This window comes from Halorubrum aquaticum, assembly GCF_900113615.1.
GTDB classification, from domain to species: domain Archaea; phylum Halobacteriota; class Halobacteria; order Halobacteriales; family Haloferacaceae; genus Halorubrum; species Halorubrum aquaticum.
In genome coordinates this window covers 85,358-108,081 of the sequence record NZ_FOPZ01000008.1, presented here as the reverse complement: position 1 = coordinate 108,081, position 22,724 = coordinate 85,358, and the positions used below count along the sequence as shown (strand labels likewise).

The 22,724-nt window shown below is 69.5% G+C and carries 19 protein-coding genes; 7 read left to right on the top strand and 12 right to left on the bottom strand.

Features of this window, described 5'->3' with window-relative positions:
• The first annotated feature begins 45 nt into the window (after window positions 1-45).
• From F3H10_RS08930 to F3H10_RS08920, 4 genes are all read left to right on the top strand, one after another.
• Window positions 46-1,146 (top strand): TrmB family transcriptional regulator, encoded by a 1,101-nt coding sequence (locus tag F3H10_RS08930; RefSeq protein ID WP_149784424.1) that lies wholly within the window; start codon window positions 46-48, stop codon window positions 1,144-1,146.
• Between the two features lie 2 nt (window positions 1,147-1,148).
• The gene (locus F3H10_RS16080) at window positions 1,149-1,301 is read left to right on the top strand and encodes a hypothetical protein (RefSeq protein ID WP_188127910.1); all 153 of its coding nucleotides are present in this window, start codon (window positions 1,149-1,151) and stop codon (window positions 1,299-1,301) included.
• Complete coding sequence (locus F3H10_RS08925; RefSeq protein ID WP_149784423.1) at window positions 1,298-1,882, top strand: HalX domain-containing protein; 585 nt, start codon at window positions 1,298-1,300, stop codon at window positions 1,880-1,882. The genes F3H10_RS16080 and F3H10_RS08925 overlap by 4 nt, the downstream gene beginning before the upstream one ends.
• A gap of 74 nt (window positions 1,883-1,956) precedes the next feature.
• A complete protein-coding gene (locus F3H10_RS08920; protein WP_149784422.1) occupies window positions 1,957-3,930 on the top strand; it encodes a DEAD/DEAH box helicase in 1,974 nt (657 codons plus the stop codon).
• A gap of 28 nt (window positions 3,931-3,958) precedes the next feature.
• Here F3H10_RS08920 and F3H10_RS08915 read toward each other — a convergent pair whose 3' ends face one another.
• The 3 genes from F3H10_RS08915 to F3H10_RS08905 form a co-directional block, all read right to left on the bottom strand.
• Window positions 3,959-5,026: a phytoene/squalene synthase family protein gene (locus F3H10_RS08915; RefSeq protein ID WP_149784421.1), complete on the bottom strand. Its 1,068-nt coding sequence runs from the start codon at window positions 5,024-5,026 to the stop codon at window positions 3,959-3,961.
• A 130-nt stretch (window positions 5,027-5,156) separates the two neighbouring features.
• Window positions 5,157-7,016, bottom strand: a complete 1,860-nt coding sequence (locus F3H10_RS08910; RefSeq protein WP_149784420.1) for a PH domain-containing protein — start codon at window positions 7,014-7,016, stop codon at window positions 5,157-5,159.
• Entirely contained in the window at window positions 7,013-7,477 is a 465-nt protein-coding gene (locus tag F3H10_RS08905; protein ID WP_149784419.1) for a PH domain-containing protein, read from the bottom strand. Before F3H10_RS08905 ends, F3H10_RS08910 begins: the two co-directional genes overlap by 4 nt.
• 173 nt (window positions 7,478-7,650) lie before the next feature.
• Here F3H10_RS08905 and F3H10_RS08900 point away from each other — a divergent pair, with 173 nt between their 5' ends.
• Window positions 7,651-8,943, top strand: coding sequence for a Glu/Leu/Phe/Val family dehydrogenase (locus tag F3H10_RS08900; protein ID WP_149784418.1), 1,293 nt, complete (start codon window positions 7,651-7,653; stop codon window positions 8,941-8,943).
• A 21-nt stretch (window positions 8,944-8,964) separates the two neighbouring features.
• Here F3H10_RS08900 and F3H10_RS08895 read toward each other — a convergent pair whose 3' ends face one another.
• On the bottom strand, window positions 8,965-9,906 hold the full coding sequence (locus F3H10_RS08895) for a cation diffusion facilitator family transporter (RefSeq protein WP_149784417.1): 942 nt from the start codon (window positions 9,904-9,906) through the stop codon (window positions 8,965-8,967).
• Window positions 9,907-10,039: 133 nt separating this feature from the next.
• On the opposite strand from F3H10_RS08895, the gene F3H10_RS08890 reads away from it, so the two are divergent.
• Window positions 10,040-11,449 (top strand): DUF7289 family protein, encoded by a 1,410-nt coding sequence (locus F3H10_RS08890; RefSeq protein ID WP_149784416.1) that lies wholly within the window; start codon window positions 10,040-10,042, stop codon window positions 11,447-11,449.
• A 48-nt stretch (window positions 11,450-11,497) separates the two neighbouring features.
• Here F3H10_RS08890 and F3H10_RS08885 read toward each other — a convergent pair whose 3' ends face one another.
• The 7 genes from F3H10_RS08885 to F3H10_RS08855 are packed head-to-tail and all read right to left on the bottom strand — an operon-like array spanning window position 11,498 to window position 20,792.
• On the bottom strand, window positions 11,498-12,319 hold the full coding sequence (locus tag F3H10_RS08885; protein WP_149784415.1) for a DUF7289 family protein: 822 nt from the start codon (window positions 12,317-12,319) through the stop codon (window positions 11,498-11,500).
• Window positions 12,320-12,338: 19 nt separating this feature from the next.
• Window positions 12,339-12,878, bottom strand: coding sequence for a DUF7266 family protein (locus F3H10_RS08880; RefSeq protein ID WP_223174279.1), 540 nt, complete (start codon window positions 12,876-12,878; stop codon window positions 12,339-12,341).
• Complete coding sequence (locus F3H10_RS08875) at window positions 12,862-13,848, bottom strand: DUF7261 family protein (protein ID WP_149784414.1); 987 nt, start codon at window positions 13,846-13,848, stop codon at window positions 12,862-12,864. The genes F3H10_RS08880 and F3H10_RS08875 overlap by 17 nt, the downstream gene beginning before the upstream one ends.
• Window positions 13,836-14,498 carry a DUF7288 family protein gene (locus F3H10_RS08870; RefSeq protein WP_149784413.1) on the bottom strand — a complete coding sequence of 221 codons (663 nt, stop codon included), beginning with the start codon at window positions 14,496-14,498 and terminating at the stop codon, window positions 13,836-13,838. Before F3H10_RS08870 ends, F3H10_RS08875 begins: the two co-directional genes overlap by 13 nt.
• Window positions 14,499-14,500: 2 nt before the next feature.
• Window positions 14,501-15,163 carry a DUF7287 family protein gene (locus F3H10_RS08865; protein ID WP_223174278.1) on the bottom strand — a complete coding sequence of 221 codons (663 nt, stop codon included), beginning with the start codon at window positions 15,161-15,163 and terminating at the stop codon, window positions 14,501-14,503.
• Window positions 15,153-17,192 (bottom strand): type II secretion system F family protein, encoded by a 2,040-nt coding sequence (locus F3H10_RS08860; protein WP_149784412.1) that lies wholly within the window; start codon window positions 17,190-17,192, stop codon window positions 15,153-15,155. Before F3H10_RS08860 ends, F3H10_RS08865 begins: the two co-directional genes overlap by 11 nt.
• Before the next feature lie 27 nt (window positions 17,193-17,219).
• The gene (locus F3H10_RS08855; protein WP_149784411.1) at window positions 17,220-20,792 is read right to left on the bottom strand and encodes a type II/IV secretion system ATPase subunit; all 3,573 of its coding nucleotides are present in this window, start codon (window positions 20,790-20,792) and stop codon (window positions 17,220-17,222) included.
• A 111-nt stretch (window positions 20,793-20,903) separates the two neighbouring features.
• On the opposite strand from F3H10_RS08855, the gene F3H10_RS08850 reads away from it, so the two are divergent.
• A complete protein-coding gene (locus tag F3H10_RS08850) occupies window positions 20,904-21,599 on the top strand; it encodes a DUF1405 domain-containing protein (RefSeq protein WP_223174277.1) in 696 nt (231 codons plus the stop codon).
• Between the two features lie 277 nt (window positions 21,600-21,876).
• Here the strand turns inward: F3H10_RS08850 and F3H10_RS08845 are convergent, their stop codons facing one another.
• Window positions 21,877-22,650 carry a creatininase family protein gene (locus tag F3H10_RS08845; RefSeq protein ID WP_149784410.1) on the bottom strand — a complete coding sequence of 258 codons (774 nt, stop codon included), beginning with the start codon at window positions 22,648-22,650 and terminating at the stop codon, window positions 21,877-21,879.
• Window positions 22,651-22,724: the final 74 nt, after the last annotated feature.

The window sequence follows — 22,724 nt, the reverse complement described above, 5'->3', positions numbered from 1 at the left end:
CTCCCACACGTTGGACTTAATGCGCGCGTGCCTGTGTACGGGGACATGGACGCATCCGAGCTGTGCCGGGTGTTGCGTGACGCCGGCCTCTCGAAATACCAATCGAAGGCGTACACCGCGCTCCTCCGGCTCGGCACGGCGAGCGCGACCGAACTCGCGGACGAGAGCGGCGTCCCCGCCGCGCGGATCTACGACGTCCTCCGGGACCTCGAGGAGAAGGGATACGTCGAGACGTACGACGGCGACACGCTCCGGGCCCGCGCGTCGGAACCGGACACCGTCCTCTCGGATCTGCGACGACGCTCCGAGGAGTTCTCGGAGGCCGCGGACGAGATCGAGACGCGCTGGGAGGCCCCCGCGTTGGAGCATCACCGCGTCGACATCGTCACCCGGTTCGACACGGTGTTCGAACACGCTCGGGAGGCCATCGCCGAGGCCGAGACGGAGGTACAGGTGGCGGTGACCCCCGAGAACTTCGACGAGCTTCGCGAGTCGCTGGCGGCGGCTCACGACAACGGAGCGGTCGTGAAGGCGTCGATCCACACCGCGGACGGGAGCGAGGGGATCCCGGCGAACTACGAGGGCGTCGCGACCGAGGTCCGCCATCGGACGCTCCCGACGCCGTTCGTCGCCATCGTGGACCGGACCATCACGTGTTTCGCCCCGCACCGACGCTCGGTGAACGAGTACGGCGTGCTCGTCCGCGACTTCTCTCTGACGTACGTCTTCCGCTGGTACTTCGACACCAGCCTCTGGGAGGTCTGGGACGTCGTCTACGACGGCCGCCCGGACGACCCGCCGCTCGTGTACGCCAACCTCCGCCGGTTCGTGCGCGACATCGAGCCGCTCTTCGCGGAGGGTGCGGACGTCCACGTCACCGTCGAGGGATCGGAGATCGGCTCGGGCGACGCCGTCAGCGTCTCCGGGACCGTCACCGACGTGGTGTACGCGGGTGAGCCGCGGAACGACGGCGAGATCCCGATCGGACAGCTCGCCGGACAGGTGACGGTCGAGGTGTCGGCCGACGACCGGCGGTGGACCGTCGGCGGCTGGGGCGCGGTCGTCGAGGACATCGAGGCGAGACGCATCACCGTCACCGGATACGACGGACCGGAAGGGGCGATCCCGGGGGGCATCGACGCGTGACGATGACGGGACGTTCGGGCCGCCTCGATCGCTTCTCGCCGCCCGCCTCCCGCGTCGTCCGCGTCCCCCGGACGGTGCCGAAGGGGTATTTTAATATAGTCCGCGGCGAGACGAAACGTGTGAGCGAACTCGTCGTCGCTCGGGTGACCACATGAGCGAACAACCGCCGCTCGTCCTCGTGGTGGAGGACGAACCCGACCTGGCAGACCTCTACGCCGCCTGGCTCGGCGACGAGTACCGGGTTCGGACGGCGTACGGCGGACACGAGGCACTCGAAACAATCGACGACCTCGACGACGACGTCGACGCGATCCTCCTCGACCGACGGATGCCCGGACTCTCCGGCGACGAGGTCCTCGCGGCCGTCCGGGAGCGGGGGATCGACTGTCGGGTCGCGATGGTGACCGCCGTCGAGCCCGACTTCGACATCCTCGAGATGGGCTTCGACGACTACCTCGTCAAGCCCGTCGCGAGCGACACCCTGAGGGAGACCGTCGAGGGCCTCCTGCGGCGCGGGGAGTACGACGCCGGGGTTCAGGACCTCTTCGCGTTGACCTCGAAGAAGGCGATGCTCGAGTCCGAAAAGAGCGCCAGCGAGCTCGCCGACAACGAGGAGTACCAGGAGCTGACCGCCCGGATCGAGAGCCTCCGCGAGGACGTCGACCGCTCGCTCGAGGCGGTCACGGAGAAGGACGACTTCGAGGGCCTCTTCCGGGAGTTCGACGCCGAGGAGTGAGCCGGTTCGAACGCTCCCTCGACCGCCGCCCGCCGGACACCTTTTAAATACGGTCGCGCCGAACTCACGGTCGGATGCGCGTTCGTTCCCTGCCGCTTCCCGAGCGGTTCGTCGACCACTTCGCGGATCGGGGGATCCGCGAGCTGTACCCGCCGCAGGTCGCCGCCGTCGAGGCCGGCGTCTGTGACGGCGCGAACGTCGTCGCGGCGGTCCCGACCGCGTCGGGGAAGACCTTCATCGCCCAGTCTGCCCTCCTGACCGCCGACGGACCGGGGCTGTACGTCTGCCCGCTCCGCGCGCTCGCCCGTGAGAAGTACGAGGCGTTCGCGGCCCTTCCCGGCGTCGACGTGGCGATCTCGACGGGCGACTTCGAGGCGACCGGCGAGGAGCTCGCGGGACACGACGTGGTGGTCGCCACGAGCGAGAAGGTCGACTCCGCGATCCGCAACGGCGCGGAGTGGGTCGACGACCTCGCGTGCGTCGTGGTCGACGAGGTCCACCTACTGGGCGCGGAGCGGCGCGGACCGACCCTCGAGGTGACGCTGGCGACGCTTCGTCGGCGGAACCCGTCGATCCAGATCGTCGCGCTCTCGGCGACCGTCGACAACCCCGAGGAGATCGCCGACTGGCTCGACGCGACCCTCGTGGAGTCGGAGTGGCGGCCCGTCGACCTCCGCACCGGCGTCTGCGTCGACGGTGAAGTGGCCTTCGACGACGACACGACGCGCCACGTCGAGGCGGGTGATTCGGACGCCGAGTCCGGCGCTGATGGGAGAGACGCCGCCGAGGACGGCCCCGACGCGACGGACCTGGCGGCGGCGCTCGTCGTCGACGCGGTCGCGGAGGGCGGTCAGTGTCTGGCGTTCGTCCGATCGCGGACGGAGGCCGCGGCGCTCGCCGAGCGGCTCGCCGGGGAGGGACTCGCCGATCGGATGGGGATCGGGTCGGCCGCGACGACGGTCGCCGACGACGTGGCCGACATCGACGAGACGGTGACGGGTCGTGACCTCGCGGACTGCCTTCGGGCGGGCGTCGCGTTCCACCACGCGGGACTCCGCGCCGGTCACCGCGCCGCCGTCGAGGCGGCGTTCCGCGACCGGGCGGTCGCGTGTATCTGTGCCACCCCGACGCTCGCGGCGGGCGTGAACGTCCCCGCGCGCCGCGTGGTCGTTCGCGATCAGAAGCGGTACACCGGCTCGTCGATGGAGTGGCTGCCGACGCTCGAGGTCCACCAGATGTGTGGCCGAGCGGGCCGGCCGGGGCTCGACCCGTACGGCGAGGCGATCCTCGTCGGCGAGGCGTCGACCCGCGAGGAGCTGGTGGACCGATACGTCGAGGGCGACCCCGAGGCGGTCGAGTCGAAGCTCGCGGACCCCGCCTCGCTCCGGACGCACGTGCTCTCGGCGGTCGCGAGCGGCTTCGCGGAGACGGAAGCGGAGATCCTCGACGTCCTCGACGGCACGTTCTACGCGCGGGAGACGGGTGCCGGAGGCCTGGCCGACGCCGTCGCCGTCGCGGTCGACGACCTCGTCGACGCGGGAATGGTGCGGCGGCGGGGCGACGTGGAGACCTACCGACTGGTCGCCACGCCGGTCGGCGAGACCACTTCGAGACAGTACGTCCGCCCGGAGACCGGCGCGCGGATCGTCGCCGGGCTCCGGACCGCGGCCGGGATGGCGAACGCGACGACGCTCACGGTCTTCGAGGTGATCTGTGACACGCCGGACATGCAGGACACGTACCTCGGGAACCGCGAGCGCGCGGAGATGTACCGGTTCGCCCGGTCGAAGGCCGCACAGCTGACGACCGGGATGAGCGAGCCCGACGACTTCGAGGGATGGCTGGAGTCGGTGAAGACCGCGCGGGTCCTCGACGAGTGGATCGGCGGCGCGACCGTCGAGGAGTTGGTGGAGGCGTACCGATTGGGTCCCGGCGACCTCGACTCGCGCGTCGAGCGCGCGGAGTGGCTGTTGAGCGCGGCGGAGGCGCTCGCGGACACGGTCGGCGTCTCGGTGCCGGCGGTGACGCGGGCGAGAAGTCGGATCTGAGTGGAAACGGGGGAACCGATCGACCGGTTCAGTCCGCGGGCTCGACCGCCCGGTGGTACGGCGTGTCCGCGATCGTCTCCCTGAGCTCCGCGAGCGAGTCGCGGCCGGCCTCGCCGGCGACGGACATCACCGCGAACACCTCCTGTCTGGAGACCTTCACGCCGCTCTCGGTCAGCGCGTCCTCCGGCCGGGAGCGGAGTTCGCGGAGGGTGCCGACCGCGAGCAGGTACGGGACGGTCCACGCCTCCATGGTGTTCCCGTGCGAGAGCGGCATGGTCTCGAGGTACGCCTGCGCGTCGTCGAGGAACGACCGCGCGTACTCGGCGGTGCGGTCGACGACGCGGGCGGACGACTCGCGGTTCTCGGGGTCGATCACCGCGTCCTGGTCGACGCCCTCGTCCTCGAGCCACTTCGCGGGGAGGTAGACGTTGTTCTCCTCGGTGAAGTCGTCGTAGACGTCCTTCGAGACGTTCACGAGCTGTAAGAGGAGCCCGAACTCCTCGGCGGTCTCGCGGAGCCGCCGCGCTCGCGCCTCGCCGACCTCGCCGCGCGTGAGGAGGTTCGTGATGAGGTTCCCGACGGTCCCGGCGGCGTAGTAACAGTACTGTTCGAGCTCGTCGCGGTCGTCGATCCGGAGGCCGCCCTCGTCGGCGTGGCGGTCGACGAACATCGCCATCCCGTCGACCATCTCCAGGACGGGCGGAACGATCGCCTCGCGCGCTTCGGGATCCAAGTCCTCGAAGGTCGCGACGATCGTCGGGGACTCGGCGACGACCTCCCAGTCCTCGTTGCGCTCCTCGGGCGCGGGGAGCCACTCGTCGACGGCCGTCCGGAAGTCCGCGATCTCGGCGTCGCCGTCGGGATCGATCGCCTCTCGATACGTCTCGAGGACGGCGGTCTGTTCCTCGGGCGGGATGTGGCCGGCGTCCTCGACGGTGTCGGCGACTCGACAGAGGAGGTAGCCGAGACAGATCTGTGAGGCCATCGGCTCCTCCAACACGTCCACGGTCAACGCGAAGGTACGGGACACGCCTTGAACCGCCTCGTGACACCACTGGAGGTCGGGATCGGCCGTGTCGTGTTCTCGTCCGCTCATTCAGTTGTCCGTAGTTACGGTACGACCCATAAAAAAGCCTCGCGGGACGCGTCGCGGCTGACCAGGCGACGTCGACGCCGACGGGTGAGGAGAGATCGGGGCGTTCGATCGTCGAACGCGAAGGCGTCGATCAGTCCTTCGAGCCGCCGGACGCGTCGTCTCCGGCGGAGCCGTCGGAGCCGTCGTCGTTCTCGGCCGAACCGACGTCTCCACTCTCGTCCGGATCGTCGTCGCCGTCCTCGGCGGCATCGTTCGTGCCCGAGTCCCCCTCCGCGTCGGGTCGGTGGGCGACCTCGGCGTCGGAGGGGAACCGGTCGACCGCGTACTCGCCGGTGTCGACGCGCTCCGCCGGCTCGGAGTAGTCGCGCTCCGTCGTCGAGAAGTCGGGGCGCACGACGCCCTCGTCGGGGACCTCGACCGCCTCGTCGTCGCCGTCTTCCGGAGTCGTGTCAGCAGTGTGGCCCGCACCGTCGCGGTCCGTGACATCGTCGTTCTCCACGTCCGCGTCGCGGCCTCCCTCGATCCACTCGAAGGACGCCCCGCGTTCCCGGCGGTCGCGAAGGGACCGCTGGAGCCGCTCGCCGAGTTCGACCTGGAGGTCGGCGGCCTCCTCGACGTCGAAGTCGACCGCCGCGGCGTCGCTGCCGACGAGCGAACTGGTTCCCGCGGTGTCGGCGATCACGGTCGCCACCCCCCACCGTCGCTGGAAGACGGACCGGCTGTCGATCACGTTCTGGATCCGGTAGTACGGGACCACCCGCACGCTGCGGCTCCAGAACCCGTTTCGGGTGACGAGGTGGTCCTCGCCGAGCCAGTAGCCGCGGTGTTTCCACTTCAGGTGCGCTGCCGCCGGCACCGCGAGAAGCAGCGCGGCGGGGGCGAACCACGGAAGGTCCGCTGCGACGTACCAGTCGACCGCGAAGGCGACGCCGACGAGGACGGCGAGGAGGAGAACGTACCGGAACGCGTACCGCCAGCGGATCCGCCGCGGCGGCCGGCGGAACGACGGCTCGCCGAACGACTCGATCTCGCGGGCCAACTCGTACACGCGACCGGACCTCGCGATGGGGATCGCCGCCTCGCTGCCGTACTCGCCGCCCTGTCCGGGCGCATAGCCGGCGGTCTCGATCGAGAGGGTCGCGTATCCGAGCGCGCGCTTCGCGGGGTTATCGGAGACCGTCAGCGTCTGGACCTTCTCGGTCGGGATCGACCCGCTGTACCGCCGGAACAGCCCGCGCTCGTACCGGAGCTCGTCGCCGGCGCGGGAGAGCCGGAAGCCGTAGTAGTTCGAGAACGACACCGCCGCGCCGATCGCCCACGAGACGAGGAACAGCGCGCCGGCGGCGACGACCGCGGCCGCGCTGAGCGCCAGCGCGGAGGCGGCCGGGAGGTACCCCGACAACACGGGAACGGACCCCGATCCCGCGAACGCGAGCAACCCGATGAGTCGGCCGTCGAACGACAGCGCCCCGACCAGCGCGAGCTCGCGCGGCGAGATGGCGAACAGGTCCTCCTCGGCGGGTCCGGTGTCCTCGCCGGGCGCGTCGCCGGCGTCCGTCGTCGACCCGGCCGATTTCCGTCGTTGAACCTCTCGCTGGAGCCGCGTGGCCTCCTCGGGCGTCACGAACCGGATCGATCCCTCGGTGCTCGACCCGCCTGCGGTCTCCAAGTCGACGGCGGCGACCCCGATCGCGCGCTGGATCACGCTCCGGCTCACGTCGACGTTCTGTATCCGTCGATAGGGGATCTCACGCTCGCGACGGGAGATCACGCCCGACCGGATGTCGAGGGTGTCCTCGGTGAGTTCGTACTCGAACCGGCGGTAGTACGCGATCTCGTACGCGGCGGCGACGAGGAGGACCGCGCCCGTCGCGCCGGCGGCCGCCGGGAAGCCCCACCCGCTGTCGTTCACGACGAAGAAGAGGACGACGACGATCCCGGCGACCTTCTGGAGCGCGCGGTACGGGACCGACTGGGGCGCGAGTTTCACACCGCGTCCTCCCCGTCGGCGCGGATCGCCAGTCGCTTCAACTCCTCGCGGAGGTCGCTCGCCCCGTCGGGCGTCAGCCCGGGGATGCGGACGTCGGCCCCGCGAGAGCCGGCGGTGTACACCACGCACGACGCCAGCCCGACGCTCCGTTCGACGGGGCCGCGCCGCGAGTCGACGTGCTGGATGCGCACGAGCGGAACGGTCGTCCGGACCTGCGTGACGACGCCGCGGTCGAGATAGAGCGCGTCCTCGCGGATCTCGTAGCTCCAGCGCCGGTACCGGAGGAGGGCGTGGGTGACCCCGAGCGCGAGGAAGGTCGCGCCGGCGACGACCGGTGCCCACTCGGGGAGGTACCCGAAGTAGAACCCGCCGACGACCGGGGCGGTGAGTATCGCGGCGGCGAGGACGGCACGGAGGATCCAGACGATCCGCACGCGGGGATGGAGTCGCTTCGTCGTCATCGACCGGCCTCCGTCGCGTGTCGAGGGCTCATGGGGCACCGTTGTCGACGGGCGCTTATAAGACCCGGCGGAACTGGGGGCCGAGGAGGCGGACCCCACTCCATGCGTGTTATTTACACGCCCTCGCAATATTTGCGAAAAGAATATAATCGATCATGGAGGACTCCACGATGATGGCCGACGATCCGTTCGAGAACATGCTCGCACAGATGGACCGCGCCGAGGAGTACGCGGACGTCGATCACGGCGTCTTCGAGCGGCTCAAACACCCCGAACGGACGCTGAAGGTCACGCTTCCCGTCGAGTTGGAGTCGGGCGAGGTGGAGGTCTTCGAGGGATTCCGGTGCCAGTTCGACGGCGCGCGCGGGCCGTTCAAGGGCGGCGTCCGGTACCACCCGACCGTCTCCCAGCGCGAGGTGGAGGCGCTCGCGGGGTGGATGACCTGGAAGGCGGCGCTCGTCGACCTCCCGTACGGCGGCGCGAAGGGCGGCGTCATCTGTGAACCGAAGGACCTCACCGAGCGCGACCTCGAGCGGCTCACTCGACGGTACACCGAGGGCATTCGACGAATGATCGGCCCGGACATCGACGTGCCCGCGCCGGACATGAACACCAACCCGCAGACGATGGCGTGGATGATGGACACCTACTCGATGTACGAGGGGTACACGGTCCCCAAGGTCGTCACCGGCAAGCCGCTCGAGATCGGCGGGACGCCGGGTCGCGTCGAGGCGACCGGTCGGGGCGTCTCCCTCATCACCGAGAAGCTCTTCGAGTACTTAGAGCGGGACCTCACCGACGCGAGCATCGCCATCCAGGGCTTCGGGAACGTCGGATCGAACGCGGCCCGTCTGCTCGACGAGGCCGGCGCGCGGATCGTCGCCACCTCCGACGTGACCGGTGCCGCGTACGACCCCGGTGGGCTCGACGTGGCCGCGCTGGGCGCACACGTGGAGGCGGGCGGCATGATCGAGGAGTACGTCGAGGGCGACGTCCGCGCGACGGGGCCCGACGGCGCGCCCGAGGACGCCGCCGAACTCGTCTCGAACGCGGAGCTGTTGTCGCTCGACGTCGACGTGCTCATTCCGGCGGCCGTCGAGGGCGTGATCACCGCCGACAACGTCGACGACGTCCGTGCGAGCGCGGTCGTCGAGGCGGCCAACGGCCCGACGACGGTGGCGGCCGACGAGGTCCTCACCGAGCGCGACGTTCCCGTCGTGCCGGACATCCTCGCGAACGCCGGGGGGATCATCGTCTCGTACCTCGAGTGGGTCCAGAACTCCCAGGAGTTCTCCTGGCCGCTCGAGACGGTCAACGTCGAGTTGGAGCGCCGCATCGGCTCCGCCTTCGACGAGACCATCGAGCGCTACGACGAGGGCGCGGTCCCGGACCTCCGGACCGCCGCCTACACCCTCGCGCTCGAGCGCACCGCGAGCGCCCACGAGTACCGCGGGCTGTTCCCGTAGAACGGCCTGCCCCGTAAACGGTCACCGGCTCCCGTCGCCGCCCCTCCCGCTTTTCCCCTCGTCGTCCGCGTCCTTCCACTCGCCGACGCCGGAGGGATCGAGGTGGACGTGGACGTCGCCGACGTCCTCCAGCCCGCGGAGCCGCGTGACGAGCTCCGTCTCGATGTCGTGAGCCCGTCGGAGCGCCATCTCGCCGTCGACCTCCACGTGTACTTCGACCTCCAGGTCGGTCCCGTCGTAGAACACGCGGAGGTCGTGGACGCCGACGACTTCGGGATGACCTCGGAGCGACTCGGTGATCCGGTCGCGGTCGCCCGCCGGCGGGGCCGCCCCGACCAGGTACGTCACGTTCTCGCGGCCGATCTCGACGCCCTGGTACACGACGAGCACGCTCACGACCGCGCCCGCGATCGGGTCGAGGATCGGGAGGTCGGCGAACACGCCGAGGACGCCGACCACCGCGGCGACGGTGGTATAGATGTCGTTGAGGCAGTCGACCGCGAGCGCCGAGAGCGCGGTCGATCCCAGGTCAGCGTTCACCCGCATCGTGTACCAGTAGAGGACGTACATGTCGATCAGCGCGAACGCCAGCGCGGCGAGCAGCAGCCGGCTGAACCGCACGTCGGTGCCGAACCGGATACCCTCGATCGAACTCCACAGCAGATTGAGTCCGAGGAGGACGATCACCGCGCCGACGAACAGCGCGGTGAGCGGCTCGATCCGCTGGTGGCCGTGCGGGTGCTCCGCGTCGGCGGCGTCGTAGCGGGACCCGCCCCAGACGAACACGACGCCGCTTGCGACGAGGTCGGCGACGGAGTGTGCCGCGTCGGCCAGAAGCGCCACGCTGCCGAACGCGAGCCCCGCGGCCCCCTCGGCGACGATCTTCGCGGCGTTGCCGAGGACGTTCACCCCGGCCGCTCGCCTGAACCGTCGCTTCTCGTCGCCGGGCCGGGGAGCCGTCATATCGGAACGTGGCTCGTCATCGATGTTAAGTGGTGCGTCCCGGCGCGGGCCCCGATCGGGGCCGAGAACGGGTCGCTATCAGACTCGATATCCGACGGGGGGCGTTTAACCGTCTCGAGCGCCGAGGTCCGGCATGTACCGCAGCGAGCGCGCCCAGAGCGAGGTGCTCGGGACCGTGCTGCTTTTGGGGATCACGATCGCCGCCGTGACGGTCACGGTGGCGACCGGGAGCGCCGCGCTCGCGACCGTCACCGACGAGGCGCAGACGGCCGGCGTCGAGAACGGGATGTCGCAGTTCACGTCGCAGTCGAGCCTCGTCGCGCTCGGCGAGACGGACGCCAAGCGGTTCGATCTGGGCTCGGTCGACGGCGGCGACCTCCGGCTCGAGGAGGACGCCGGCCGCGTCGAGGTCCGGATCGAGCGACCGGACGGGAACGTGACGAACGAATCGTATCCGCTCGGGGCGCTGGTGTACGCCGGCGACGGTCGGGAGGTCGCGGTCCAGGGCGGCGGCGTCTGGTCGAGCGACGGCACCCGCGGGCGGATGGTGTCGCCGCCGGAGTATCACTATCGCGACGCCACGCTCACGTTCCCGATCGTTCAACTGACCGGCGAGGAGACCGTCTCGGCTCGCGGGACCGGCGTCGTCCGTCGACGGACCGCGGGCGAGGCGGTCTTCCCGAACGTCTCGAACCCGCTCGAGAACGGGACGGTCGTCGTGGAGGTCCGAAGCGACTACTACGAGGGCTGGTACGACTTCTTCAGCCAGCGCGCGGAGGGCGAGGTGACGAAAGACGACGCGAACCGGACGGCGACGGCTCGCCTCGTCGTCCCGGGAGAGGTCTCGCTGGACAAGCCGCTCTCGCTCGGGAGCGAGGACACGAACACGGACATCCCGCTTCACGAGGACGAGTACGAGATCGGGGCCTCACACCCGTCGCCGTCGGCGGTCATCGACGAGCGGATCGAGAACGCGTCGACGAACGGGCGGAACGTCAGCGACTGCTTCGGCGGCGGGACGTGTACCGCGGGGATCTACCACGCCGGCGGCGACGTCTCGTTGAGCGACGACGTCGAGTTCGACACCACCGGCGGAAACGTGACGATCGCGATCGACGGGGACTTCGACATCGGGGGTAACGATCTACAGATAACTGACGAGACGAACAACGTGGTCAAGTACTACGTCAACGGAAGCGTCGATCTCAACAACCCGACGATAGGGACCACGAATAAGTCATCCGTCGATGCTCAGCGGACCCAGTTCTACGTGAACGGCGGGATCGCGGAGAACACCAACGGGATCGGGAACGCCGAGATCGACGCGATCGTCTACGCGCCGAACGCCGACGTGGAGGCGAACGGGAACCCGAGGCTCAGAGGCGCGTTCGTGTTCGAGCGGCTCGACCTCGGCGGGAGCTCCGAGATGGAGTACGACGCCGACCTGACCGATCTGGAGTTGACGATCACCGGCGGTCCGGGACAGAACCCGATCACGTACCTCCACGTGAGTCGGAACGAGATCGAGGTCCGGTTCGACTGAGCCGTCGGACGAGCCGTCGGACGGGAGGCGACCGACCCGTGGAATCGGTCACCGGCGGTAGGAGACGTCGACCACGATCACCCGCACGTAGACGGCCTCGTCGCGGTCGATGTCCGCGACCACCACGTCGCCGGACGTCTCCGTGGAATCGACCGTGAACCCCTCGGTCTCGTCGAGGTATCGCTCCCACGCGTCTGCTCGCGGCGATTCGATCCGGATCCGGATCGCGTGCGGATCGAGGCCCTCCTCCGGGAACTCGAACCGTTTCACGTCGCTCGCGGTGGCGGTGATCTGAACCGTTCCCTCGCCGTCGGCCGCCGACGGGCCGTCCCCGGGGCGGGTTCGGACCACCGGAAGGACCGTCCGGTTCGTCTCGCCCGCCGTCGAGACGAACCGCGGAGTCGAGCGGAACAGCGTCGAGTCCCCGTCGGTCCGGAACCTCGCACCGGCGTCGTAGCCGATCGTCGTCTCCCCGCGAGTGTACGTCACGGCGTGGACCGTCCGGGTGGTGTGGTTGCCGATCCGCGCCCCGCTCGAGTCCACCTGTTCGACGGTGACGTTCGTCGTCGACGACAGCGACAGCTCCCCGCCGCTGAGCCGGATCTCGGTCGCGCGGCTCGGGTCCCCGTATCGCTGGACGTCCCGGAGGTTGTCGTCGAACACGTCGAACGCCCGCTCGACGTTCTCGACGCGCTCGGCGTTCCGCCTGTCCTCCAAGCCGGTCATGCCGACGGCGAACACCGACGCGATCGTCGCCGTGACGAGCGCGAACACCAGCACGTACCCGACCACGTCGCTCACGGCCCGGTCGTCGGGGGCGAACGGCCACCCCCCGGATCCGCCCGTCCCGTCGCGGCGGCCGTGACTCATCGCTCCGTCACCGCCGGGTTCATCGCTCCGTCACCTCCAGGGTCCCGGCGCTCGGGTCGGTCCCGTCGGCGACGTACGTGATCCGGACCGGGCCGCCGCGGAGCGTCGTCTCCTCGATCGGGGTGAGCGACCGATAGGGAACCCGAACGCTCGCCTCGGGACGGGTCGTCGCGACGACCACCGCCGGGTCCGAACCGCTCGTGATCTCGACGCTGTACGGGACCCCCGCCACGCGCGTCGGGAGGTCGACGTCGACCGTGGCGACCGCGGTCCCGTCGGCGGGATCGACGTCCGGATCGGTCCGCCCCGCCTCCGCGAGCCGGGCGATCCGATCCGCGCTCTCGAGGTTCGCGGCCAGTTCCTGTCCGACGACGCTCAGGTCCCCGCGCACCGCTCGGTCCGTCTGCGAGTCGAGGACGCCGCCGACGCCGATGACGACGCCCGAGAGCAGCGCGGCGCCGATCGCGAGCGTCAGCACGTAGCCGACCGTCGTGCTCACCGCGCGGGAGTCGGCGCGGACCGATCCGACCGACCGGTTCGGGTCACGCACGCGGCTCACCCGGAGCGACCCGGACCGTGGTTCCGAACCGGAGCTCGGTCGTCCGGTAGCGGAGTTCGACCGTGGCGTCGTAGACGGCGGGAGAGACGTCCGCGTGATCGGGAGCGGCCCCCGTCCCCGCCGGTCGAACGGTCGCGATCGCGGTCCCGTCGGCCGCGTCGGCGTTCCCGAAGTCGACGGCGTACGAGTCCGTCGGCGCGATCAGCTCCGTCGGCCAGACGCCGACGCAGGCGGTCTCCTCGAGACGCTCGGCGGTGAGATCGAGGCTCACCCGATCCCCCGGATCGACGGCGACCGAACAGCGGGGCGTCGGGGCGGTACCGCCGGTCCCGTTCGCGACGACGACCTCGCCGCCGCCGTTCCGGTAGACGTACACCTCGCTGCTCTCCGAGAGCGCGGAGCCGTCGAACGCGACGTGGAACGCCTCGCTCGTCGCGTTGCCCGCGGTCGTCGTCGCGAGCGCGTCCGCGTCGAGGTCGAGAACGAACCCTCGCGTTCGCTCTATCTCCCCCGAGAACCCGTACGCCGTCGCGTTCGTGGCGTTCGCGAGCGACGTGGCGTTGCCGTCGGTGTCGAGGTACGTCCCTCGGGTGAGCCCCGAGGCGTCAGTCTCGATCCGTGTCACGCCGCCGCGCTCCGCGTAGCTCCGTGCTATCCGTCGGTCGAGATCTTCGACTCCGGTTAGAACGGTGTCGTTCACGGTCGCGTTTGGCGGCGGCCCGGCCCGGTTGGTCGCGTCCACCAGTTCGCCGACGCCCTCGACCGCGCTCGCTCTGAACGCCGCCGCCTCGCCGTCGTCCGCCTCGATCCCCCGAGTAGCGACGTTCTCGCTGTAGATCGTGGCGTTCAACAGGACGACGAGCGCCACGAGCGAGACCGCCATCACGAGCCCCGTCACCACCAGCAGCTGGCCGCGGTCGGCCTCGCGAAGCCGGTCCCCGTCCGGCGCGTCGATGCTCACATCCGCCATGTGACGATGTACACCTCCAGCACGTTGTACGTCGGGCCGCCGTCGACCGGGGGCGCGTAGAACGTCTCGTTCGGGTCGGCGGCCACCGCCTCGAGGGATCGGTCCTCGAACCCCTCGGCCGTGAGCGCGGTGTCGTTCGACACCGCGACCGTCCGGCTCGCGGAGACCGCGTTGTCGCTCGGCGTTCCCATGTACACCATGCGCTGTCGTTTCACCGGCGTCTCGTCGTACGTCGTCGGGTCGACGTGGTACTGGACGTAGACGTTGAACGCGATCCGTCGGTCGAGGAAGGTCCGGTCGAGCGCGTCGCCGAAGGCGTTCGGCGGGCCGCCCCGCGCGTAGTGGTCGCGCTCCTCGGTGCTCGGATCGAAGCCCGGCGAGACGGTCGCGTTGCCGGGGTGCCAGTCGAGGACGGCCTCGCGGAGGTCGCCGTTGGTGGCGCTCGTCTCGAGGAGACCGGTCGCGGCCGCGCGCTGCTGGTTCTCGATGTGCTGGTTCGACGTGCTCGCCGACAGCGGCGTCACCGCCGTCGCCTGAAGCGCGAACGTGAGCCCGGCCACGAGCAGGATCGCCGCCACGAACGCCTCCAGCGTGTGCGCCTGTCCGCGGTCGTCGGCGTCGGCCGGACCGCGGGAGAGGCGAGGAGGCATCGTCACCACACCCGCACCGTCAGGCGGTACTGGACCCCTCGAAGCGAGACGACGCGGCCGGAGACGGTGACGTCGTCGACGGTGGCGCTCGGGTCGGTACTCGTTCGGTTCAACGGGACGTCCTCGATCGTCCCGTGTCGGGTTTCGACGTCGACGACCGCGGGGTTCTCGGCCGGGGAGCGCTCGTCGAGCTCGTGGATCACGACCTCGACGTCGTCGTCGACGCCGAACAGTTCGGCGGGGTCGGTGTCGGCGTCGAACGGACACTCGGCGTCGTCGGCGAGCGTCCCGTTCGCCGCGAAGAACGCGACCGTACACGCGGGCGAGAGGACGCCCGGTTCGGTCGGCGCGTGGACCGCGGCGCCGCCGGAGGGGTTCGGAGAGGCACCGAGCAGGTCGACCGTGCCGGCGGCGATCCGGTCGGACACGAGGGGCGACGCGGTCTCGGCGACGGCGAACGGCTCGAAGAGCGTCGGAACGAAGCCGACCACGAACGCGAGCGCGAGCAGGAAGACGCCCGCGCCGACGGCGAAGTCGATCTGGGTCTGTCCCCGGCGGTCTCGGCGGCCTCGGCGGCCTCGACGTCCCCGGCGGTCCCGGTGGTCCCGACAGTCCGTGCGGGTCCCTTCCGCGTCGACGGACTCCGAGGACCGCTCACCCGACATAGATCCACACCCCCAGCGCGAGCGTCATCAGGGTGACGGCGAACTTCACTCCGGAGAGGAGCTCGGCGTTCCGGATGTACCCGGCGATGAAGCCCGAGAGCACGGCCTGGATAGTCACCGCGTGAAAGAACAACATCGAGAGCACGTCGGGGTCGACCCCGCCGCCGCCGAAGCCCCCGCCGGCGGCCGCCCCGCTCGACCCCCCGTCCGCCTGCGAGGCCAGCCCGCCCATCACGTCGATGAACTGCGTCTGGAGGATCGCCATCACGCCGAGCAGCGTGACGTAGGTCATGACGATGATCGCCACCTGCATCCGGGTCCGCGACCGGCGATCGCGCTCGATGTCGTCCTGGTTCTCGGAGGCCTGCGCCGCGGTGGTCAACACGTCCGTGATCTGCGAGGACGCCTCCTGTGCCTCGGAGATCAGCTTCACCGTCCGGGCGAGCCGCGGGACCGCGTACTTGTTGTTGAACTCGACGAGCGCGTCCCGCAGGCTCATCCCGTAGTTCACCTTCGCGTGTATCACCTCGAACTCCTCCGAGAGGGTTCCCGAGGAGGTGTCCGCGACGGTCCGGATCGACTCCAGAAGCGTCTGGCCCGTGTCGTTGGCCGACGAGAGCTTCCGGAGGTTCTCCGAGAGCTTCCCCGTGACCGAGCGCTTGGCGCGCTGGTCCCACTCGTAGAACGCCGTGAGCGGGATCAGCGTCAGGTACGCCGGGACGTACACCCAGATGAACGCCGACCAGACGGGGCGGTCGATCCAGCCGTCGACGGTCGTCGGCGCGGACCCCGAAACGACGCCGACCCCGACGAGTACCAGCGCGGCCGGGACCGTCATCGCGAGGGTGTACAACGGGTTGTCCCGCAGGAAGTGGTGCGGGGCGGCGAGGATCCGCTTCGTCTTGTAGGTCCCCTCGCGGTCACGGATCCGGTCGAAGACGCTCGCGCGACCGATGAACGCCTCGATCAGCCCGAAGTGGAGCAGTCCCTCGCGGCTCGTCTGCCGGAGCCGATCGCTGCCGCCGTCCGGCCGGAGGAAGCCGTCGCCCGGTTCGTCCTGTTTCACGGTCGAGACCAACACGAGGAAGCCGATCCCGGTCAGCGGGATGAGGACGTACACCGTCGCGTACAGCAGCCGGTCGTCGGCCTCGCCCATCATCCCCATGATCACGAGGATGATGATGAGAAGCAGCGGGAAAAGCGAGAGCGTCATGTACATCTCCCCGAACAGCTCCAGCGTCTCGAGGGTCATCTCGCGCTCCTGTTTGGACGTCCGCAGGTGTTTCTCCTTTTTGTCCTTCAGGAACGGCTCCATCTCCCCGCCGGAGTTGACGATGGAGAGCATGTCCGCGAGGAACTGCGAGAGCTCCTCGGAGGGCGTCTCCATCGACTGCGTCCGGATCGCGTTCCGGTAGTCGGTCCCGAAGTACTCGGTTTCGTTGATGATGTTCTGGAACTCCCTCGAGACCTCCCCGTAGGTGTCCTCGGCGGTCGCCATCGCCCGGAGGATCTCGAGCTGGTTGAGCCCGCCGACGGAGAGCGCGTACATGAACGAGACGGAGTCGGCGAGAAGCATGTTGATCTCCCGCTCCCGGCTCGACGAGCGCGAGTACGGGACCGCGAGGAGCCCGCCGAACCCCGTCGCGAACCCGATCGAGCCGAAGACGACCCCGCTCGTGAGGACCGCGAGCGGAACCACGAGCGACCGCAGCAACTGCCGGGTTCCCGGATTCGGTACCGGGATCCCGAGCGAGAGCGACTCCGGCGAGATCAGCCCGAGCGCGAACACGCCGTACCCCAGGAGCGTCCCGACGACGGCGAAGGCGAGCCCGACCAGTACTCCGACGCCGAGCGCCCGGGAGACGTACATCTCGACGGTGTCGGGCATCCGCGCCTCCGCGAGCTTACGCTCGACGTCGCCGATCAGGTCGCCGTCGGGATCGAAGAGCAGCCCGAACACGGGGTAGAACAGCTGTCCGAGGAGGTCCCCGTCGACCGAGTCGCCGCCGACCCCCGCGTCGAGACTCATCGCCCCCTCCGGTCGGGAATCATAGCGTCATTCCCCCTCCTTGGCCGGCTCGACGGCCTCGAATCCCCACCCGTCGTCGACGTCCTCGCCGTCGCTCGCGTCCTCGTCTTCTCCTTCTTGGTCTTCCTCTTCTCCTTCCCGGTCCTCGTCCTCGCCTTCCAAGTCCTCGTCTTCCCGGTCTTCCCCTTCCAAGTCCTCGTCTTCGCCTTCCCAGTCGTCCCCTTCCAAGTCCTCGCCCTCGCCTTCCCGGTCCATTTCCTCATCTCCGTCCGCCCACTCGCGGTCGATCGTCTCCGCGGGCGTCCCGTTCGGCTCGACGCCCCCGATCAGATCCTTCGTCTCGGCGTCGTCCTCCGCCACCGGACCGATCACGTCGATCCCGTCGTCGAACGGTCGACCGAAATCGATCTCGCCGTCGGCGTCCCCGTCCGCGTCTCCCCGATCCGCCGTGAGGTCGTCGCTCCCGTCGGGCGGTCCGGCCGCCTCCGCCTCGAACTCGGCGGCGTCAGCCGCGATCTCGGCGAGGGTCTCGCGCTCGGCGGCGGGGCGGGCCTCGACGCCGCTGGCGGGCTCGACCGCGAGCAGCGCGTCGGCGACCGATTCCGGGACCGTGCCGCGGTAGGTGTCGAACACGTCCTCGGCGTCCGCGAGGATCGCGGCCGCCTCCTCGCGACCCGCCTCGTCGGGATCCGGCCGCGGGACCATCTCCTCTTTGTCCCGGTCGACGTCGATCAGGACCGACTCCATCTCCCGGAGGTCCTCCAGTGACCGCTCCAACTCGTCGTTGGCCATCAGCGCGAGGACCGTCTCGGGGTCGTTGATGAACGCCTGGAACGTCGCGGCCACCTGCGCGTAGCTGTTGAGCCCGCGGTCGATGAGGTAGGCTAAGACGATCCGGCGCTTGCGGATCTCCTCGTCGAGGGTCGCCCGGCTCCACCCCCGGTCGAACATGATCTCCTCGAGGACGTTCGAGTCGCCCATCCGGAGGAACTCGTCGGTCTCGGCCTGCCACTGGAAGACGTCCTGGACGTTGATCTCGTCGTTCTCGGCGTCGTAGTGGTTGATCTCGGTGAGCGACTTGTTCCGGCGTACCTTCCTCCCTTGGACCCGGGTCGAGGTCTGGATCGACACCAGGTCGAGGGCGGTGAACATCGTCTTCGAGACGTTGATCGGGTCGGTGGTGAAGCGCTTGAGCACCTCGCCGACGGAGTCGGCGTGGAACGTGGTGTAGGTGGTGTGGCCCGTCGACATCACCTGGAAGGCGGTCCGGCCCTCCTCGCCGCGGATCTCGCCCATCACGATGTAGTCGGGGCGTTGCCGGAGCGCGGCCTCGAGCAGGTCGAACTCGTCGACGTCGCCCTTGTCGTCGTCCGAGAAGGAGGGTCGGGTGACGGAGGCGATCCAGTTGCGCTGGGGGAGCTCGACCTCCCGGGTGTCCTCGATCGAGACGATCTTGGCGTTCGAGGGGATGAAAAGCGAGACCGCGTTCAGGCTCGTCGTCTTCCCGGAGGCGGTCCCGCCCGCGAAGATCAGGTTCTTGTTGTTCTCGATACACAGCCAGAGGAACGCCATCTGGTCGAGCGAGAACGTCTTCCAGTTGATCAGGTCGATCGGCGTGAAGGGGATGTCGTTGAACTGTCGGATCGTGTAGTTGGTCCCGTGGTCGGAGACCTCCCTGCCGAGCGTGAGCTGGGCCCGCGAGCCGTCCGGAAGGGTCGCGTCCACCTGCGGGCGACGCTTCGAGATCCCCTTGCCCGAGCGCTGGGCGAGCTTCACCACGAAGTCGTCGAGCTCGTCGGTCCCGTGGTAGACGTTGGTGATGATCTGCTCGTAGTCGGCGTGGTAGACGAAGACCGGCGAGTCGTACCCGTCACAGGAGATGTCCTCGACGTTGATGTCGTGTTTGATGGGGTCGATCCGCTCGTACCCGATGAAGTCGCGTTTGAGGTAGTACAGGAGCTTCTCCACCTGATACGCCGAGAGGGTCCGTGCGTCCTCCTCGAGCACCGCCGGCTCCGGGCGTGCGCTGATCCGCACGGGGCCGTCCTCGGCGTCCTCGGCGTCACCGTCGCTCCGGGCGTCCGTCCGACGGTACCCGATCGCCTCGGCGAGCCGTCCCGGGATCCCCTCGGTCGGATCGATCCCGAACCGATCGAGACCGGCCTCGAACCGGCCGAGACCGGCCTCGAACCGATCGAGGTCGACCCGATCGAGGAGGTCGGTCACGAACTCGTTCGACCCCGAGGTCTCCTCGTAGAGGCCGTACCGGTCCAGCAGGGTTCGGGTCTCCTCGGCGATGACGCCCTCGCGAAACGCCTCGTCGCCGCCCGCGATCGACTCGTCGGCGTACTTGATCGACGTCCGGAGCTTCCCCGTGAGGAACTCGATCAGGTCCGTCTCGATCCGCGTCAGGTACGGCTGGACCGCGTAGTACTTGCGCTCGTTCTCCTTCGTCGAGCGGAACACGATCACGAACGCGTACGGCTCGTTCACCCAGTAGCGCTCCTCCTCGCGGAAGTGGGTCTTCTTCGGCATCGGGACCGCCTTCTCGAGGTCGTAGCGGTTCACGAGGGTGGTCGACCCGTCGGCCGTCGAGAAGAACGCGTCCTCGTCGATCTCGGGGTCCACGTCGACGGTCCGCTCGTCGACGAGTTCGGAAAGCTCCGCGGCCGCGTCCCCGCCGGCGGAGAGCGCCTCGCCGATCCGGTCCGGATCGAACCCCAGCGCGTCGACCCTGTCCTCGTGGGTGAACGCCAGCGGCTCGCCCTCCTCGTCGGTCGGGGGGTTCCCCTCCTCGTCGTAGAAGTACTCGTCCGCGTAGTCGTCCCACGTGTAGTACCCCTTGAGCACCGGCACCTCGTACTGGTCGTACCGGGCGTGACACCGGTCCCACAACACCTCTCCGATCGCGGCAGCCGACTCGATCCGCTCCGGCGTCTCAGTCGGGTGAAACCCGAGGAACTCGACGGGGTCGAGCGGGATCCGCTCCCAGTCGAGGTCCGTCGGCGGGCCGGCCGGAACCGGCTCGACGTCCGCGCCGGCGACGACGACCGACCCGGGGACGCCCGTCGGATCCACCGCCGCCCCGCCGAGTGCGGGGAACCGGTCTCGGGCCTTCGCGTCGTCATCGGCGGAATCGTCGTCGTCATCGGCGGAATCGCCGTCGGCATCGGCGGACTCGTCGGCCTCGCCGGATCGATGATCGAAGACGGCAGCCTCGCGGGGACGGTCGTCGAAGACGGCGCGACCGTCGACGACGACGTCGCGGTCGCCGACGACGAGCGTCCGCTCCGGCGGGGTTCCGTGACCGTCCACGGCCGTGCTTCCGTCCGACAGGAAGGGCTCGTCGACGCCGACCGCCCGGACGACGCCCTCGAACTCGTCGAACCGTCCCGTGACCGCGCTCGCCGGCACCGACGGGGCCGAGGGGATCCACTCGTAGAGCTCCGCGGCGGCGTCGTCGTAGCCGCGTTCCGTGAGGAACCTCCGCCACGTGTATCGACCGACGCTGACGGGACCGCGGGACGCCGGCGGCGCTCTCCGGTATCCGTCGCCGTCCCCGTCGGCGGCGGGCGAGCGCTCGGCGTCCCCTCCGTTCATGGAGCGATACACTCCTCGACCGTTGAAAAAGGTGTCTGGCAAATATCCGCGATTGATAACCCCGGTGTCGGGAGCGTGAGGTTTTAGCCACGTCACCGCTCACTCGGGGACGTGACCCGCCTCCGTCGGCTCCGTGATCGGGGGGTTCGTCGACGGGTACGCGACGCGATCGCCGGGGAGCTGCTCGGGGACGCTCGGAGCCTCGCCGCCGTGTTCGGGCTGACGGCGTTCATGTTCCTCATCGGCGTCGACTACTACGCCGACACCCTCACGGGGGTTCCGACGGTCCTGTGGCCGCTTTACGCCGACTCCGCGGTGGCGGTCGCGCTCGGCGCGCTCTCGCTCGCGACGCTTCTGCCGACCGTCGGCTCCGGCGACCCGGTGACCGAGACGCCGACGAACCGGGCGCTCGCGTACCTCCACACCGTCTCGTTCGTCTGGCTCGTCCAGTTCGGGCTGTGGCCGCTCGTCTCGTTGAACCTGGCGTTCGAGTCGTACGTCACCGCTCCCGACGCCTGGATCTACTACTGGGGCGTGTTGGGGACGCACCTGTGTTTCGTCGGCCTCGCGCTGCTGTTCCCGGCGTTCGGGCGGACGACCCGCGGTGCGCTGACGCTTTCGGGCGCGCTCGGCGTCGCCAACGTCGTCGTCGACTACTGGGTCGGCTACTACCCGCCGCTCCTGTACGAGCCGGGGATCGGATTGGCGGCCGCGACGCTCGGGATCGCCGCGTTCTCCGTGTGGCTCGCGAGCCGGTCGTTCCGGCGACTGGACGCGAACCGGCGTGAGGGGCGGCCGGTTCGGTAGGTCCCGATCGAGACGGGACGGTTGCTGGCGCGGTGGACACCGCCAAATTCCCATGCGAGGACCTCCGAAAGACGGTCTCACTCGCTTCGCTACGCGGGAACGCGGCCGACCGCACCTCACGGCTCCCCGGCCTCGTCGCCGGCGGCAACGCCGCCGGCTGCCAGAGGCGCCGAGCGCCGGCGACGCCACCGCAGGACCACTCACGCCCCCGTCCGTACCGATCGGCCTGACCGTCCCGGCGTCACCCGCTGCGCGTTCGACGGGGTTCGACGCTTCGTCACTCCACCCGCGGCTCCGGCATCAGCGCCTCGAACTCGCGGGCCTCGAGCCACTCCAGCAGCTGGACCAGCTGGTCCGCGGCCGCCTCGAAGAGTCGTTCCGCCTTCTCCGGCGTGACGTCGGTGGGGTCGCCGAACGCGCCGTTCGCGGAGTTGTCGACCGCGTCGTAGAACGTGCGCGCGCCGTGGACCATTGTGTCGGAGTCCTCGAGGTCGGGGAGCCCGCCGTCGCGGGCGGCCTCGAACTCCTCGGGACGGACGAGGTCGGGCGCGAGGTGGGTGATCATCGCGGTCTCCTTGGGTCCGGCGTGGGGCCCGTTCTGAGCGAACAGGTCGTCGACGAGCTCGGGGATCGACTCGTCCCACATCCACTCGACCGCGTACATCGTCCCGTCCTCGTGGAGCCGGCGACCGACCTCGCGGAGGTGGTCGACGTTGCCGCCGTGGGCGTTGACGTAGACGACGCGGTCGATCCCGTGGTACGCGAGGTTCCGCGTGAAGCTCTCGACGTAGTCGCGGAACTCCGGCGGGTCGACCCAGAGCGTACCGGGGAACTGACGGTGGTGCGGGCTGACCCCGATGTCGACGGTCGGCGTTCGGGGAAGTCCCGTCTCCTCGGCGGCCGCGGTCGCGAGCCCTTCGGCGATGAGGTGGTCGGTCGCGAGCGGGAGGTGCGGTCCGTGCTGTTCGGTCGAGCCGAGCGGCACGATGGCGGTCGAGGAGTCCTCGAGTCGGTCGCCGAGTTCCGGCCAGGTGTGGTCCGCGAGATACATATCCGCTCGTGGAACTCGGTCCGTATCAAACCCCGTGAGGAGGCAGCCCGTCGGGGGGTCTCGGGACCCGAGAT